Origin of the sequence: Corynebacterium sp. (assembly GCF_030532965.1) — a bacterium.
Lineage (GTDB): Bacteria > Actinomycetota > Actinomycetes > Mycobacteriales > Mycobacteriaceae > Corynebacterium.
The window spans coordinates 187,466-203,000 of sequence record NZ_JAUNKC010000001.1 but is presented as its reverse complement, the minus strand read 5'-3'; the positions used below and the strand labels follow the sequence as shown (position 1 = coordinate 203,000).

Sequence of the window (15,535 nt, the reverse complement as noted above, 5' to 3'; positions counted from 1 at the left end):
CGAAAGCCCTTACAGGGTCTTCTGCTGCTTGAGCAGGTCGCGGATCTCGGTGAGAAGCTCGACCTCGATTGGAGCTGGCTCTTCTTCTTCGGTTTCAACCTGCTTGCGAGCTGCCATCATTTCGTTCAGCTTGTTCATCGGTGCAACCAAGATGAAGTACACAACAGCTGCGATAATCAGGAAGTTCAGCGCTGCAGTGATAACTGCACCGAAGTCAACGAAGGTGTTCGGGTTGCTGGAGATGATTTGGAAACCCAGACCAGAAACGTCTGCGCCACCAACAGCAGCCAACATTGGGTTGATGAGGTTGTCAGTGAAGGCGGTGACAATCGCGGTGAACGCGGTACCGATAACAACAGCGACGGCAAGTTCAACAACGTTACCGCGGAGGATGAAATCCTTAAATCCCTTAAGCATGATATTTCCAATCAAAAATAAACGGACAGTTAGCAGGATTATAGATTAGTCCAAATAATGCGAGATGGGGAGGACACCACACCTTATTCATGGGATCGATCGCCTGTAACGACCACCGCTAGTGGTAACGATAAACTAGCGGCAGCGACGTGTTGGGCGTCGGTTGCGGGCAATGAAACCAACACGGTGCCCGGTGTTGCACCGGGGAGTTCGCTGGCTTCAGTAACCGCGAAAATCACGCGGCCACCTGCGGCGATCATGACCGGATCGGAATGCTCCGATTCGGTTGTGAGAATGGAAATTACGTCACCTGGTCGCAATAAACCCACCAGTGTCGGTTCCGCTAATTTGATGGGAATTATGTTGGATTCCCCATCCCCAAATTCTTCTGTGTCGTTGGTCACTTTTGAGGATATTAGGGTCGTTTCAACAAAATCATGGTGCGTTGCAATGGATCCATTCGGGCGTGAAACCACAGTTACATTCCCAATAATTTCTTCCGGATTTGTGACACTGTCCTCAGGAACCAGCGAGCGCGGCATGCGGGTGAGTTTCACGTCGCCTTCGTGGAGACGATTGCCCGCAGTCACGGTCGTGGAATATACAACGACTGATGCTTCTTGTTGTGCGAAGTGGAGCGTCGAAAAGCAAACCGCGGCAAAAACGAGTGCTGCGGCAACGATGCGTCGAAAAGCAAGCGAACGACGGTAGCTCGGAGTAGTCAAAAAAGTCTTCATACTTTATTGGACTCATCCAGCACACCAAATGGTTCCCTTATCCGTCATAATCACAGAACATTTAATGTCGTGTGGTTGGGTAGGGACCATTCCTGCTGGCAGCACTTCTTCTGCGTAGACCACGCCCGCTATGAGGCCCGGAAACTTTTCCAATGCACGGTCGTAGAAACCCGCGCCCTGGCCAAGGCGGAACCCCGCCTCATCGATGGCCAACGCTGGCACGATGACCGCGTCGAACGAAGCTAACGCCGCCGAATCGGCCGCGGCGGCGACCGGCTCGAGAATGCCGAACGCCCCCGGCTGCAGCGAATCCGGCCCCGTATAACGGCCCCACTGCAGCTGATGGTTAGGGCGGCAGGCGGGCAGCCACAACTCTTCGCAGGCGTCGGCTAACGCGGGCAGCAAATGGGCACCACCCGGTTCCGATGCCATTGGCACAAACGCCGCAACCCGCGAATGGGGGAGGGCGGAAATAAGTGCTACAGTCCGCTCGGAAAGCTTCCTGTCGCGCTGCTCCTTTAATTCGGGGGTAATTTTCCCCCGAGATTCCCTAATACGGGAGCGCAACGCCGACTTTCGCTCAGGTACATCAGCTAACCTCATTCTTTGAGGAAAATTACTAATAAATCCTTGCGAAAAATCCGGATAAACCATGATCTGATTTTATAAAAAACGCTTTCTTAACTGCCAAGTTGCGGGTATTAGGCACCGGCGCGGCGTAAACTCTTTACTATGAGTTCTGCCAATACACATATCTCCGCAGCAGTGCGTACAGTTATCATTCCTGCTGCTGGTATGGGGACCCGATTCCTCCCAGCCACCAAAACGGTTCCAAAAGAACTGTTGCCCGTTGTCGACACCCCCGGTATCGAAATAATCGCAGAAGAAGCGGCCCATCTGGGAGCTACTCGATTGGCAATTATCACCGCGCCCAATAAACAAGAAGTGTTGGCACACTTCGACGATTGCCCGGAGTTAGAAAAAACCCTCGCTGAGCGCGGCAAGACAACTCAATTAGCCAAGGTACATCGGGCGGTGGAACTGCCGAAGCCGGTGGCAGTGGAACAAGCTAAACCATTAGGGCTCGGCCATGCGGTTGGGCTCGCCGAAGCCGTCCTTGACGACGACGAAGATGTCGTAGCCGTCATGTTGCCCGACGACCTGGTCCTGCCGATGGGGGTCGTGGAAAAGATGGTGGAGGTGCGCGCCAAGCTGGGTGGCTCCGTATTGTGCGCCTTCAACGTGCCGCAGGAAGAAGTCTATAACTACGGTGTGTTCGACATCGAAGAAGTGGAAAACTACGACGGCGAGTACGTCGTAAAGCGAGTGAAAGGCATGGTGGAAAAACCCGCCGTCGACGAAGCCCCTTCGACCTTCGTGGCAACAGGCCGCTACCTGCTCGACCGCGCCATCTTCGATGCGCTGCGCCGCATCACCCCAGGTGCCGGTGGCGAACTGCAACTCACCGACGCAATAGCCTTGCTTATCGACGAAGGCCACCCAGTGCACATCCTCGTGCACGAAGGAAAACGCCATGACCTCGGAAACCCCGGCGGATACATCCCAGCGGTCGTCGACTTTGGCCTCGCCGACCCAACCTACGGGCCCACGCTTAAGAAAGTCCTTCGCGAAATTCTCGACGAGCATCAGGCATAATACACTTAACAAAAAGGTGCCCGGCACCCACGCCGGGTACCTTTGACACATTAAGCACACACAGCGAGGGAGGCCAACCAGTGCGCTCAGTCGAGGAGCAACTCGCCCTAGTGACCCAAGCTGCAGTCACGCCCGAACCCGTGCGTATTGCCATAGCAGAAGCACTCGGAATGATGTGCGCCGAAGAAGTACAAGCTCAACGCCCACTACCCGGCTTCGACCAAGCCGCAATCGACGGCTACGCTATTAGGGCCGTCGACGTTGGTGGCGAACGCGGTCTCGGCCAAGACCCCAACGAACCGCCCCGCGCAACCGAAATATCCCTCCCCGTCGTCGGCGAAGTCGCCGCCGGCTCCGGCCGCCCCATGCGGCTCCAACCCAAACAAGCAGTCCGAGTACACACCGGTGCGCCGCTGCCTGCACTATCGGACGCCGTCATCCCGTTGGCCTGGACCGACCGTGGCCGCAAACGCATGACCGCCCTCAAACCCGTGCGCAGCGGCGAATTCGTGCGCAAACAAGGCGACGACATCCGCCCCGGCGACGTCGCCGTAACCCCCGGAATGATCCTAAGCCCAGCACACATTGGCCTGCTGGCGGCGGTGGGCCGCTCGAAAGTTCTCGTGTATCCGCGGCCGCGTATGTCGATTATCTCCATCGGGCACGAGCTAGTAGACATCGACCGGGAACCCTCATTAGGGCAAATCCTCGACGTGAACTCCTACGCGCTTGCCGCAGCCGGGCGAGCCGCAGGGGCTGACGTGCACCGGGTGGGAATCGCCACAGGCGAGCCGCGCCGACTGCGGGAAATCATCGAAGCCCAAATGCTGCGCAGCGAGATCATCGTTATTTCCGGCGCAGTAGGCGGAACCGGCTCCGCCCCTATTAGGGAAATTCTCAATGAATTAGGAACCATTGACACCACCCGAGTCGCCATGCACCCAGGTTCGGTCCAAGGCTTCGGCTTATTAGGGGATTCAAAAACGCCAGTGTTTCTGCTGCCAGCAAACCCGGTGTCATCGCTGATTATTTTCGAAATGTTCATTCGCCCCATGGTGCGGCTCAGCCTCGGCAAACCCAACACCCAACGCCGTACCGTGCGGGCACGGGCACTCAACCACGTCGGCTCCAAACTCGGCCGCCGCGGCTACGTGCGGGCTCGACTCATGCGCGACACCCAAACACAGGATTACCTCGTGGAAGGATTAGGCGGCGCCAACGGCGCGCCCGCACACCTGCTCGCTGGGCTTTCCGACGCCAACGCCCTCATCCGGATACCCGAAGACGTCACCCAAGTTCGCCCCGGCGACATCGTAGAAGTCATCTTCCTCAGCCAAACTTAACCGGTACATGCCCATTTTCTTCCCCACACCAAAACCCGCAGTCGGGCCGCGGCATCCACTCCACCCCGGCTGGCCCGAATACACCGCCACCCGTACAATCGGCAATCACGTATTAAGACTACGACCCCTTAATAAGGGCGACGGTGCCGAATGGTCCTGGCAGCGCATCGACGACCAACACATCCTGCAACCCGTTGAGCCCACCATCGCAACCGACTGGCACACCGCACACGACCACCAGCATTGGCGCGAATTCTATAAGCACATTCGTCGCGCGGCCCAGTCCGGGCAGATGGTGCCGCTGGTCATTGAAGTCGATGGCCGCTTTTACGGGCAGGTCACCATTGGGGGAATCCAGCACGGTACCGCTTCGGACTGCTGGATTGGATACTGGCTGCATTCGTCGAAAAGCGGAAACGGCATCGCCACCGCAGCCTGCCAATTAGGCGTCGAGCACGCTTTTCGACGCATCGGAGTGCATCGGATAACCGCGACCCATCTCCCCACTAATCCCGCATCGCGCCGCGTATTAGAGAAAACCGGATTCCGCCAAGAAGGCTACCTGCAACGCAACCTCCACATTGACGGGAAATGGCGCGATCATTACCTCATGGCGCTGACAATTGAGGAATACATAAACCCCTAATACACGGCGTGGCAGACAGCACCACCCACCCAACGTCGATACCCTTAATTGGATTAGGAGGAAGTCGTGACCGGAACAATAGCAATCGCACTGATCGCAGCAGTATGGATCTTCATGCTCGCACCGTGGATTCTGCGCAGCCACAAACCCATCAGCAAAGCAGGCGAAGCGTTCGACGAAACCCGCGTCATCCACGAAGGCGGCAGCAGTGCACTCACCCCGCGCAAACGCCCCCGCCCCGGGCCGCTTGACGGCAGCACGCTTTACGACGCCACCATCGACGAACCCGTCTCCATCGACGAACCGGAACCCGAGCTTGACGACGTCATCCTCGACGTCGAAGACCTCGAAGACGACACCTACCTCATCGACGAAGAGATTGACGATACTGCCCCCTACGACATCGACGACGCCTTCATCACCCCGGAAGACCTCCTCTACCCGACAGATGACACCATCACCTTATTAGAGGAAACCGGCGACTACGAAACTTACATCCCCGAAACTGAGGACGAAGAACTCACCGACGAAGAACTCCAATACGCCGCAGCCCGAAAAGGCCGAGGTGGATACGACCCCGAAGCTGACCGTAGCTACGCCAACGACCGTTACCAGCGGCGGCAACGGACCGTCATCACATTAGGGATTATCGTGGCGGTGACGACGATCGCCGCCCTCGTATTAGGGAATTTGGTGTGGATTGCCCCGGCAGTTGCGGTAGCGGTCACCACCTTGTACCTCATTGCGTTGCGAGCCCAGGTGAAAGCCGAAGAGCAACTCCGGCACCGGAGAATTCAACAGCTGCGACGCTCGCGGCTGGGGGTTCGTAACGCGTCCGACCGCGAATTAGGGATCCCGCAACGGCTCCGTCGGCCAGGTGCCGTGGTTCTCGAAATCGACGACGAATCGCCCGACTTTGTCCACCTTGATGTTGTCGACGCCAAGCACTATCTCACCGACGACGAGTTCAACAGTGGTTACGAAAACCTCCGGGTGAGCTAATTAGATGGATAAGCCTGTTGTTCGTGACGCTGCTTTGCTGATCTTCCGAATGGTATTAGGGGTTGTCTTTGTAGCACACGGTTGCAAAAAATTCCTGATTGACGGGATGGTAGAGACCACCGGCCAGTTCAGCGCATTAGGGATTCCGCAGCCAAAACTGTCGGCATACCTATCCGCTATTGGTGAAATAGCTGGTGGGGCTTTTCTCGTTGTTGGTTTTCTCACGACCTTGGTTGCGGGCGCACTAGCCCTAATGATGGTAGCCGCCCTATATTTCGTTCATTTGGATTCCGGTTTTTTCGTCTCCTCTGGTGGCTTCGAATTTGTTTTGGTCCTCATAAGTGGGTTATTCATGATTGTCGTCTTTGGTTCAGGCCGCGCCAGTGTCGACGCTATACTGCAACGTAATGATCAATTGTGAACAAATACAAGCTGCGGTTTCTGCTCGTTTAGATGGTGAGCGTCCAACAATTGACGACGACATCATAGATACTCACCTTCAAGCATGTGAGAGTTGCCGAACGTTCTTAGAGAATGCGGCTATCGTCAATCGAAAACTTGCCTTCAACGTCGCAGCTGATGTTCCAGCGCCGGATCTGTCAGAGGTGATTATTGCTGGGGTGGAGCCAGAGTGGCGAAGCTCTGCCAGCGCCCGTGCTTTAGGACTTGCTTTATCGCGGGTTGCAATGGCGATTGTTGGTGTGCTGTGGATGTTGTGGGCTGTCTACTTATTAGGGGTTTCTGGGGTGTCGGATTCTGATCCGCTGCTGGCAGAGTTGGTGGTGGAGACGGCAGCTATGCGGTGCGCTTTGGGATTCGGGTTGCTATTTGCAGCCTGGCAGACTCGCATCGTGGGTGGAGTTTTGCCGCTGTATGGGGCTTTGTGGATGTTTAGCCTCGGCTTCGAGGTTCGCGACTTGGTTGTTGGGACGGTCATGATGGATTCCCTAATAGGGTTGGGGTTGCTGCTCTTTTCCGTCATCGCCCTTGCGTGGTCGTGGATTGCTGCGCGTGGTTGGGCAACCGTGCGTTCTAATGTTTTACTGCTGGGCGCATCACCCATGCCCTAATAGGCCGATACCGGGGATATTAGGGCATGGGTATATATCACGTCGCGCTTTCGTAAATCCCGAATATCTGTTGCGCGTACGTTAGTGCATTGCGTTGATTTGCGGGGTGTAGATTACGGGCGATGGTGCCGTCGGGGTGTCGGAACCATACTGTTCCGGTGTCCGGGTCGGTGATTACTCGCCCGTGTTGGACGTGGTCGGGGTCGTCATCGTTGCGTAGGTTGTGGTAGCGGCATAGCGGACACAGATTGTCGTTTGTGGTTGTGCCGCCTTGCGAAAATGCGGTGATGTGGTGGATATTGCAGCGTACCGCCGGGGCGGTGCACTGCGGATTTTGGCATACAAGGTGGCTGACTACGCTGATGAGGCGGTCGTCGGCGTCGGCAAGCCGCTTAATTTCGAATGCTTTTTGCGGCCGGGGATGGCCGTTTTTGTCTTTGTAGATGGCGACGGCGAAGCCGTATTCATTAAGAGTTTCGGTCATGCGTTCATGGATGTCGATGATGCTTCCATTGCTGTCGGTGATCGTGCCGTCGATGTTTTCCTGAATGCCGAACAGCGGAATGAGATAGCAGGGCCGTTGCCGCAGGTCGCGTGGGTTGTCGGGATTTTCGCCGGGGCCGAGTTCCTCTAGCGTGGTTATGTCGTAGTGGCCGAGGGCACGCTCGATAAGGGCTTTGGCGTGCCCTTCTGCCTCGTCGACAGCTTGCTTTTCGACGACCAACCGGCGCGCTTGGGGCGTGAGGGATTCTTGAAGGCGGGTGGCGATCACGGTTGGTATCTTTGCGATGAGATATTTCATGCCGTCTTCATCGGCGATGGAGCTGTACCGTAACCATGATTTACGCGGCCGGTTGTGGCCGTCGTTAAGCTGCTTTATCTCGGCATTGATCTGCTGTTTGAGTTCGGCGCAAGTTTTCCCGCAGGCGTCGTGCATGAGGGTTTGACGATAGTTTCGAGGATCGACATCCGGATTGGATAGCCGCTTCGTTGTGGAGGAGATTGTGTGGAGTTTGGCGAAGCTGAGTTTAAGATCCTCAGCAAGCTGAAGCTCGTCGTCGTCAAAAACTTTTGCGACGGCAATCCGCAGGCTTGCCTCGGCGGTGGTGATGTCCAGCTTCGCGGCTAACTCAGCTTTGTCGAGACCCGCCGATTTGATTTCTCGCAGCATCGCGGCGGCCAGCGGTGCCATGGCGGCGAGTCTATCGAGGATCGGTGTGGTCGTCATAGCTTCAACGCTATGCCCTGTGAACTGCAGTTTTCAAGGGGTGCCGGGAAGTTTAATTGGAAATTTTTGCAGTTCAAAGGCTGTGTTCGATTTTTCCGTTTTTGGGAACCAATAGGGTGGTTCGGTGAGTCTAATATTAGATGGGGTTAGCGCCAACTCGGCAGCCACATAAGAGATTCATAAACGAAATCGGGGACTGGATAGCCGTAAAGAATCGGGGAAAAATACACAAACATTGCCAAAACGAGGCCAAGATAGGTTGCTACTGCCAAAGAACCGGTGTGAATCGGGGCGGGGAATACCCGGAGATGAACAAGCCGACCCCGTCCGAGCATGGTTCCTAATACGTAGGCGATCATGATGATCGTAAACGGGACCAGGGGGGTGGCGTAGAAGAAATACATCTGGCGGTCGTATCCGATTAGCCAGGGGAGGAAACCGGCAGCAAACGCTATTAGGGGAATCGCCATTCGGATGTTTTTCGTGGAGATCACGTGCCACGTGGTCCAGATAAGGACGGGAATAGTCAACCACCAGATGGCCGGGGTGCCGAAGAGGTAGATCATGCGTCGACAAGTCCCGGCGTAGCATTCGATGTCGGTGGCGGAGAAATAGAGAATGGGCCGACCTGCAACGAGCCAGGTCCACGGTTTGGAATCCCAGGGGTGAACGTGGCCTGCCGACGTGGTGAGCGAGGCGTGGAATTCTAATACGGATTGATGGTAGTAGAGCCAGCTGGCGAGTGTATCGGGGAGCGCACTCAGCCAGGAATCTGCGGCGATCGTGCCATCTGTCGCGGCGTGGCGATATACGGCGGTTTCCGAACTGAACCACGCGCGCCAACTCCACGCGTACACGGCAAGCGGAAGAAGAACAATCGAGGCAAAAGCAGTCACGGCGTCGCGAAGCAACATTCCCCTAATAGGGCGGGGGGTGTTGTATTTGCGGCGCAGGTAGGCGTCGAAAAACACACTCATAACACCGAAGAACGCCATGTAGTACAACCCGGACCACTTTACGGATAGTGCTAACCCGAGGCTTATCCCCGCAGCGAAGCGCCACCAACGGAAACCGAAACGGGGGCCATACGGGCTTGTGCCGAGGTTGTCGGCCTCCCACGCATCATGGAGGCGGTGGTGCAGCTGGTTAAAATCCCTAATAAGGCAGTAGGCGGCCGCGACTATGAAGAATGTTTGGAAAATATCCAGCATTCCGTAGCGGGATGCGATTAGCAGGACGCCGTCGAAAAGCCCTAATAGGCCAGCGAAGGTCGCCACCGTGGTGGAACCACTGATCTGCCGGGCCAGCCCCATGATGAGGAGGATCGTGGCGGAACCAAAAAGCGCGGCCATGAATCGCCAGCCGAGTGGGGTATAACCAAAGACCAGTTCGCCGAGTGCTTCTATTTGTTTCGCGAGCGGTGGGTGCACCACCAACCCGTAGCCCGGGTTGGATTCAATCCCGCCTATTAGGGGATTGATCCAGCTTTGCACCATGTCCCAAGCTTGGGGCACGTAGTGTTTTTCGTCGAAGATGGGGGTGCCTTGGGCGCTGGCGGAATTGAGCCAGGCGAACCGGGTGACAAGTGCCCATAAACCGATCAGGGTGAACGTGTGGGTGTCGTGTTTTGTCCACCTGAGGGTTTTGGGGGTGGCGGGAACGGCAGGTTTGGCGAATGTTCCGGTGTTCGTGGTGGAGAGTGTCACTTGTGCCATTGTAGGGGGCGCGGGTCGGCTTTGTCGTCTCGCACGGGTGATTCCCCTAATAGGGTGGAATTGTTACCTGTTTGTAATTCAGTTTTCTTATATTGCACGTTTCGGTGTTGTGACCTGGAAATAGGTGGCGGTGTCGGTTCTGCTATTGGTGGTCATTGTGGTTAACGTTAAGGTTTCAATAGGTTTTTCCTGTTGAATTTTGCGAGGTTCTCACGCACGGTGGATTTATGACCGAATCAATAAACTCACCGGATACACCTGTTTCGACGGAGAAAACTGAGGTAACTGCGACCCAGCAATTGGCTGAGATGTTGGAGTCACCGCCAGTCGAGGTGCCCGCGGAACCCGAGATCGTTTTCGAAGGCGAGGATTCCGAGGCGCGGATCGACTTTAAGGTGGTCATCCCGACTTTTATCATCGTCATTGCCATCGTTGCGTGGGGTTTGTTGGCGCCTGGTAGCTTCTCAGAATTCTCGGCGGGTGCATTGAGTTTTGTGATCGGTAATTTCGGCTGGGCCTTCGTTTTCTGCACGACGGTTTTCTTGGTTTTCGCCATCGTGATTGCCTTAAGTAATTTCGGGCAGATCAAGTTGGGTCGAAAAGACGAAGCACCAGAGTTTTCGACGGTCAGCTGGATCGCGATGATGTTCGCAGCAGGCATGGGCATCGGCTTGATGTTTTATGGGGTGGCGGAGCCGCTGAACCATTACCGTTCCGGCGTACCGGGCTACGACCCGCAGGACGTGGGCAAAGCAATGAGCTCCACCTTGCTGCACTGGACGTTGCACCCGTGGGCGATTTACGGAATTTTCGGCTTGGCGATCGCCTATTCGACGTTCCGGCTCGGCAGGCGGCAGCTTCTAAGTTCGGCGTTTATCCCGCTTATCGGGGAATACGGCGCCAAGGGGTGGCCGGGTCGGATCATCGACATTTTGGCGATCATTGCCACGATCTTCGGTACCGCCTGTTCCCTAGGGGTGGGCGCGACCCAGATCAGCGCGGGGTTGCGTGCCGCTGGGCTCGTGTCTAACCCTTCGATGTCGACGATCATCATGATCGTCTCGGTCCTGACACTGTGCTACCTCTTGTCCGCCATGTCCGGGGTGGGCAAGGGAATCCAATACGTCTCTAATGCGAATATGCTGCTTGCCGCCTTGTTGGCGATCTTCGTTTTCGTGTTGGGCCCAACGGTCACCATTTTGAATTTCATTCCCGGTTCCATCGGCGCGTATCTCTCCAATTTCTTCGAAATGGTGGGCCGTACCGCCGAGTCGGCTGACGGTACTGCTGGCGATTGGCTGGGCAGTTGGACGATCTTCTATTGGGCGTGGTGGATTTCGTGGAGCCCATTCGTCGGCATGTTCTTGGCCCGGATCTCCCGCGGTCGCACCATCAAGGAATTCCTCTTCGGCGTGATGCTGGTTCCATCTGCGGTGAGCGTGGTGTGGTTCGCCATCTTCGGCGGCACCGCGATTCACCTGGATCAGGCCGATAAGTCCATTTGGGGTGAAGGCGTGGCTCAAGATCAACTCTTTGCCCTGTTGCATACTTTCCCTGGCGGTCAGATCGTGGGTGTTCTGGCAGTGGTTCTGCTGGCGACGTTCTTCATCACCTCCGCGGATTCGGCCTCCACCGTCATGGGCTCGATGAGCCAAAGCGGACAAACCGACGCCAACAAGTACATTTCCGCAGGCTGGGGCATTATCGTTGCGCTAATCGGTATGACGATGCTGATCAGCGGCGGCGACGATGTCTTAAGTAATCTGCAAAACATCACGATCATCGCCGCCTCACCGTTCCTCGTCGTGATTTTCGTTTTGATGTTCGCCATCGTAGGCGATCTACGCAACGATGAGATCTATCTCGACTACCGCGAGCAGCAACGGTTCGCCGCGAAATTGGCCCGCGAGCGCCGTATCCACTTAGATCATGAGCGGCGACGCCGGATCGAGGAACGTCGAAAAGCGAAAAAACGGGTGAAAGGCTAAGCTTTTCGACGCCACCGTGCCACACTATAACCATGCACGAATTAGAACCCTTGCCGGTGGGCATCATTATTGTGGCAACCCCACTGGGCAATATTGCCGACGCTAGCCCCCGATTGGCCCAGGCTCTGGCGCAGGCGGATTTCATCGCGGCCGAAGATACCCGCCGCACCCGCAATCTGGCGCAGGCACTGGGCGTGACCATCAAAGGTAAAGTGGTGAGCAATTTCGACCACAACGAGCAAGGGCGGGTAGCGCAGCTCATAGAGCACGCGAAGCACGCCAGCGTCGCGGTCATCACTGACGCCGGAATGCCGATCGTCTCCGACCCCGGCTTCCCGTTGGTGCAAGCCGCCCACGACGCAGGCATCCCGGTGACCTGTTTCCCCGGGCCCTCAGCTGTTCCCACCGCGATCGCCTTATCGGGTTTAGCGGTGGGGAAATTCGCCTTCGACGGTTTCGCGCCGCGCAAGTCCGGGGCACGCCGGGCGTGGTTGGAGTCGTTGAAAACGGAGGAACGCGCGGTGTGTTTCTTCGAGTCGCCGCACCGTATTGCAGACACCTTGGCCGAGGCTGCCGATATTCTAGGCCCGGAGCGGTTAGCTGCGGTGGCGCGGGAATTAACCAAGAAATTTGAAGAGGTAAAGCGTGGCCCATTAGGGGAATTGGCGGCGTGGGCGGCGGATGGGCTCAAGGGGGAGATCACCTGTGTGATCGCGGGAGTGGATCGAAAAAAGGCGGTTGACGTGTTCGATCTGGTCGCCGAAGCCAACGCCCGAGTCGCAGAAGGGGAGCGGTTGAAAACCGTGTGCGCGGAGTTGGCGCAAACCCATGGGGTGAGCAAGAAAGAACTCTACAACGCTGTTTTGGAGTCACACTGATAAGGTAATAAACCATGAATAATGTGCTTGTCTCTGTTGCTTGGCCATACGCCAATGGCCCCCGCCACATCGGACATGTGGCGGGTTTCGGTGTTCCATCGGATGTTTTCGCTCGTTACCAGCGAATGTCAGGCGCAAACGTCTTGATGGTTTCCGGCACAGATGAGCACGGCACGCCGCTTCTGGTGCAGGCTGACAAGGAGGGCGTTTCTGTCAAAGAACTCGCCGACCGTTACAACCGACAGATCGTTGAAGATCTAGCCGGTTTGGGTTTGTCATACGATCTTTTCACCCGCACCACCACCCGCAATCACTACGCGGTGGTTCAGGAACTGTTCAAGGGACTGTACGACAACGGCTACATGATCAAGGAAACCACCTTTGGTGCAGTTTCGCCGTCGACGGGGCGAACATTGCCGGACCGGTATATCGAAGGAACCTGCCCGATCTGCGGTGCGGACGGTGCCCGGGGCGACCAGTGCGATAATTGCGGCAATCAGTTAGATCCGGCAGATTTGATCAATCCGGTGTCCAAGATCAATGGCGAAACCCCCAAGTTCATTGAAACTGAACACTTCCTGCTTGATCTGCCCGCCCTCGCGGATGCGCTGGCGCAGTGGCTGCAGGGCCGGGAAGATTGGCGGCCTAATGTGCTGAAGTTCTCCCTCAATCTGCTGGAAGATTTGCGGCCGCGCGCGATGTCACGGGATATTGACTGGGGCATTCCGATTCCGGTGGAAGGCTGGGAGGAAAACCCATCGAAGAAACTCTATGTTTGGTTCGATGCGGTGATCGGCTATTTGTCTGCCTCGATCGAATGGGCATTCCGGGTCGGTGAGCCCGAAGCCTGGAAGAAGTGGTGGACCGACCCTAGCGCTCGTTCCTTCTATTTCATGGGCAAGGATAATATCACCTTCCACTCGCAGATTTGGCCAGCGGAATTGCTGGGCTACCAGGGTAAAGGCGCTAAGGGTGGCGAGGTTCGCGCGTATGGCGAATTGAATCTGCCGACCGAGGTCGTCTCCTCCGAGTTTTTGACCATGTCCGGTTCTAAATTCTCCTCGTCCAAGGGCGTGGTGATTTATGTGAAGGATTTCTTGGCTGAATTTGGCCCCGATCCGCTGCGGTATTTCATCGCGACGGCGGGCCCGGAGAATAACGACACGGATTTCACCTGGGATGAGTTCGTCCGCCGGGTTAATAATGAACTGGCCAATGGTTGGGGCAATTTGATTAACCGCACGGTGTCCATGGCCCATAAGAATTTCGGGATGGTTCCGACCCCCGGCGAGCTTGTCGACGCCGACAAGGCGATCCTTGCAACCGCCGCCGATGCTTTTGACACGGTGGGGCAGGCGTTAGAACAGTCGCGTTTCAAAGAAGGAATCACCAAGGCGATGCACGTGGTAGGGGAGGCTAATGCCTATATCGCGGAGCAAGAGCCGTGGAAGTTGGCCAAGGATGAAACGCAGCGTGACCGGTTAGCGACCGTTTTGTGGACTGCGTTGCAGGTAGTCTCCGATATTAACGTGCTGCTTACCCCGTATCTGCCGCATATCGCCCAGTCGGTGCACGAAACCTTGGGCCGAGCCGGGGTGTGGGCCGCCAAGCCGCAGGTGGTTGAGGTGACCGACGACATGCCAACGGAACCGGTGGGTGTGGGACTGCCCGAACAGGGCGCGAGCTATCCGGTGATCATGGGTGACTACGCCGATCAGCAGGCGGTGTGGCGGCGGATCGAGATGGTCCCCGGTGTGGAATTGACCAAGCCGAAGCCGCTGATTGCCAAGTTAGATCCGGAATTGGCGGAGACCGGACCCGCCTGGGCCCCCGTCGAAAAGCAGTAACATGGCGAAGAAAAAACCCAGGCCAACGCCCTGCGCCGCGCAGCCGATCCCGCAGCTTATCGACGCCCACACGCACTTAGCCTCCTGCGGGGCGCGTTCTGCCGCGGAAGTTGCGGCGATTGTCGAGCGTGCCGCAGCGGCCGGAGTGACCAATATCTGCACCGTTGGCGATGGCCTGGCGGAGGCGGAATTAGCGCTTGCCGCCGCCCAGTCTCACCCGGCGGTGGTGGCCGCCTGCGCTATCCACCCGACCCGGGCTGGCGAATTGGATGATGCCGCACGACGCCGGTTACGCGAAATGGCGGCCGACCCGAAGTGCGTTGCCATCGGCGAAACCGGGCTGGATACCTATTGGATTACTCACGCACCCGAGACGACGGCACCGCTTAGTGTGCAGGAAGAGGCGCTGCGCTGGCACATCGATCTGGCGGTTGAGTCGGATAAGGCGTTGATGATTCATAATCGGGACGCGGACGCAGAGCTTTTCGACGTGCTTGCCAACGCCCCCACGCCTCGCGACACCATCCTGCATTGTTTTTCCTCCCCGATGCAGTATGCGCGGATGGCGCTTGATCGGGGATATGTGTTGAGCTTTGCCGGAAACGTCACCTTCAAACGCAATACCGAATTGCGGGAGATCGCAGCATTGGCACCGATTGAGCAGATTCTCATCGAGACGGATGCGCCGTATATGACGCCGGAGCCGTTCCGGGGCGGGCGTAATGAGCCGCAATTCATTGGCTATACCGCGCTGTGTATCGCTAAGGAGCGGGGGATGGCGGTAACGGAGCTGGCTACGCAGCTTAACCAAAACTTCCGTCGGGTATATCAATTAGCAGAGAATAATGAATGACATAAATGCGATTTTAAGCTGTTTCTTGTGATGTATATCCCATCGAGCTGCGAAAATGTCCAGAAACATAGCATCTGAGCAGCCCTTATAGTGGACAAGCTTAAAATGTTGCCGTATTGTTATAAACGTTAAATTCTTGTCCGCTAATTTTTGAA

At 56.5% G+C, this 15,535-nt stretch carries 15 protein-coding genes; 10 read left to right on the top strand and 5 right to left on the bottom strand.

The window, feature by feature from the left end:
* Positions 1-9: 9 nt before the first annotated feature.
* The 3 genes from mscL to Q4D85_RS00930 all read right to left on the bottom strand — a co-directional run bounded on the left by mscL (position 10) and on the right by Q4D85_RS00930 (position 1,757).
* Complete coding sequence (mscL, locus tag Q4D85_RS00940) at positions 10-417, bottom strand: large conductance mechanosensitive channel protein MscL (protein WP_303197583.1); 408 nt, start codon at positions 415-417, stop codon at positions 10-12.
* An 83-nt stretch (positions 418-500) separates the two neighbouring features.
* Positions 501-1,154 (bottom strand): SAF domain-containing protein, encoded by a 654-nt coding sequence (locus tag Q4D85_RS00935; protein ID WP_303197581.1) that lies wholly within the window; start codon positions 1,152-1,154, stop codon positions 501-503.
* Positions 1,155-1,166: 12 nt separating this feature from the next.
* Positions 1,167-1,757, bottom strand: coding sequence for a 5-formyltetrahydrofolate cyclo-ligase (locus tag Q4D85_RS00930; RefSeq protein ID WP_303197579.1), 591 nt, complete (start codon positions 1,755-1,757; stop codon positions 1,167-1,169).
* A 129-nt stretch (positions 1,758-1,886) separates the two neighbouring features.
* On the opposite strand from Q4D85_RS00930, the gene Q4D85_RS00925 reads away from it, so the two are divergent.
* The 6 genes from Q4D85_RS00925 to Q4D85_RS00900 all read left to right on the top strand — a co-directional run bounded on the left by Q4D85_RS00925 (position 1,887) and on the right by Q4D85_RS00900 (position 6,871).
* Complete coding sequence (locus tag Q4D85_RS00925; protein ID WP_303197577.1) at positions 1,887-2,810, top strand: UTP--glucose-1-phosphate uridylyltransferase; 924 nt, start codon at positions 1,887-1,889, stop codon at positions 2,808-2,810.
* Between the two features lie 80 nt (positions 2,811-2,890).
* Positions 2,891-4,153 (top strand): gephyrin-like molybdotransferase Glp, encoded by a 1,263-nt coding sequence (gene glp, locus Q4D85_RS00920; protein WP_303197576.1) that lies wholly within the window; start codon positions 2,891-2,893, stop codon positions 4,151-4,153.
* 7 nt (positions 4,154-4,160) lie between these two features.
* On the top strand, positions 4,161-4,799 hold the full coding sequence (locus Q4D85_RS00915) for a GNAT family N-acetyltransferase (RefSeq protein WP_303197575.1): 639 nt from the start codon (positions 4,161-4,163) through the stop codon (positions 4,797-4,799).
* 66 nt (positions 4,800-4,865) lie between these two features.
* Positions 4,866-5,801, top strand: coding sequence for a gephyrin-like molybdotransferase receptor GlpR (gene glpR / locus Q4D85_RS00910; protein ID WP_303197574.1), 936 nt, complete (start codon positions 4,866-4,868; stop codon positions 5,799-5,801).
* A 4-nt stretch (positions 5,802-5,805) separates the two neighbouring features.
* Positions 5,806-6,222: a DoxX family protein gene (locus Q4D85_RS00905; protein WP_303197573.1), complete on the top strand. Its 417-nt coding sequence runs from the start codon at positions 5,806-5,808 to the stop codon at positions 6,220-6,222.
* Positions 6,209-6,871 carry a zf-HC2 domain-containing protein gene (locus Q4D85_RS00900; protein ID WP_303197572.1) on the top strand — a complete coding sequence of 221 codons (663 nt, stop codon included), beginning with the start codon at positions 6,209-6,211 and terminating at the stop codon, positions 6,869-6,871. The genes Q4D85_RS00905 and Q4D85_RS00900 overlap by 14 nt, the downstream gene beginning before the upstream one ends.
* A gap of 37 nt (positions 6,872-6,908) precedes the next feature.
* Here the strand turns inward: Q4D85_RS00900 and Q4D85_RS00895 are convergent, their stop codons facing one another.
* Positions 6,909-8,099: an HNH endonuclease gene (locus Q4D85_RS00895; RefSeq protein ID WP_303197571.1), complete on the bottom strand. Its 1,191-nt coding sequence runs from the start codon at positions 8,097-8,099 to the stop codon at positions 6,909-6,911.
* A gap of 146 nt (positions 8,100-8,245) precedes the next feature.
* A complete protein-coding gene (locus Q4D85_RS00890; RefSeq protein ID WP_303197570.1) occupies positions 8,246-9,805 on the bottom strand; it encodes a dolichyl-phosphate-mannose--protein mannosyltransferase in 1,560 nt (519 codons plus the stop codon).
* A 317-nt stretch (positions 9,806-10,122) separates the two neighbouring features.
* Here Q4D85_RS00890 and Q4D85_RS00885 point away from each other — a divergent pair, with 317 nt between their 5' ends.
* From Q4D85_RS00885 to Q4D85_RS00870, 4 genes are read left to right on the top strand one after another with little or no spacing between them, the layout of a single operon-like run.
* Positions 10,123-11,802 carry a BCCT family transporter gene (locus Q4D85_RS00885; protein ID WP_303197694.1) on the top strand — a complete coding sequence of 560 codons (1,680 nt, stop codon included), beginning with the start codon at positions 10,123-10,125 and terminating at the stop codon, positions 11,800-11,802.
* Positions 11,803-11,834: 32 nt separating this feature from the next.
* Positions 11,835-12,680, top strand: coding sequence for a 16S rRNA (cytidine(1402)-2'-O)-methyltransferase (rsmI, locus tag Q4D85_RS00880; RefSeq protein WP_303197568.1), 846 nt, complete (start codon positions 11,835-11,837; stop codon positions 12,678-12,680).
* 14 nt (positions 12,681-12,694) lie between these two features.
* Positions 12,695-14,527, top strand: coding sequence for a methionine--tRNA ligase (gene metG / locus Q4D85_RS00875; protein WP_303197566.1), 1,833 nt, complete (start codon positions 12,695-12,697; stop codon positions 14,525-14,527).
* A gap of 1 nt (position 14,528) precedes the next feature.
* Positions 14,529-15,380 (top strand): TatD family hydrolase, encoded by an 852-nt coding sequence (locus Q4D85_RS00870; protein WP_303197565.1) that lies wholly within the window; start codon positions 14,529-14,531, stop codon positions 15,378-15,380.
* Positions 15,381-15,535: the final 155 nt, after the last annotated feature.

Excerpts from the sequence above, each read along its gene's own strand:
- mscL (WP_303197583.1), bottom strand. The coding sequence starts at position 417 with ATGCTTAAGGGATTTAAGGATTTCATCCTCCGCGGTAACGTTGTTGAA.
- Q4D85_RS00935 (WP_303197581.1), bottom strand. The coding sequence starts at position 1,154 with ATGAAGACTTTTTTGACTACTCCGAGCTACCGTCGTTCGCTTGCTTTT.
- Q4D85_RS00930 (WP_303197579.1), bottom strand. The coding sequence starts at position 1,757 with ATGAGGTTAGCTGATGTACCTGAGCGAAAGTCGGCGTTGCGCTCCCGT.
- Q4D85_RS00925 (WP_303197577.1), top strand. The coding sequence starts at position 1,887 with ATGAGTTCTGCCAATACACATATCTCCGCAGCAGTGCGTACAGTTATC.
- Q4D85_RS00915 (WP_303197575.1), top strand. The coding sequence starts at position 4,161 with ATGCCCATTTTCTTCCCCACACCAAAACCCGCAGTCGGGCCGCGGCAT.
- Q4D85_RS00905 (WP_303197573.1), top strand. The coding sequence starts at position 5,806 with ATGGATAAGCCTGTTGTTCGTGACGCTGCTTTGCTGATCTTCCGAATG.
- Q4D85_RS00900 (WP_303197572.1), top strand. The coding sequence starts at position 6,209 with ATGATCAATTGTGAACAAATACAAGCTGCGGTTTCTGCTCGTTTAGAT.
- Q4D85_RS00895 (WP_303197571.1), bottom strand. The coding sequence starts at position 8,099 with ATGACGACCACACCGATCCTCGATAGACTCGCCGCCATGGCACCGCTG.
- Q4D85_RS00885 (WP_303197694.1), top strand. The coding sequence starts at position 10,123 with ATGTTGGAGTCACCGCCAGTCGAGGTGCCCGCGGAACCCGAGATCGTT.
- rsmI (WP_303197568.1), top strand. The coding sequence starts at position 11,835 with ATGCACGAATTAGAACCCTTGCCGGTGGGCATCATTATTGTGGCAACC.
- metG (WP_303197566.1), top strand. The coding sequence starts at position 12,695 with ATGAATAATGTGCTTGTCTCTGTTGCTTGGCCATACGCCAATGGCCCC.
- Q4D85_RS00870 (WP_303197565.1), top strand. The coding sequence starts at position 14,529 with ATGGCGAAGAAAAAACCCAGGCCAACGCCCTGCGCCGCGCAGCCGATC.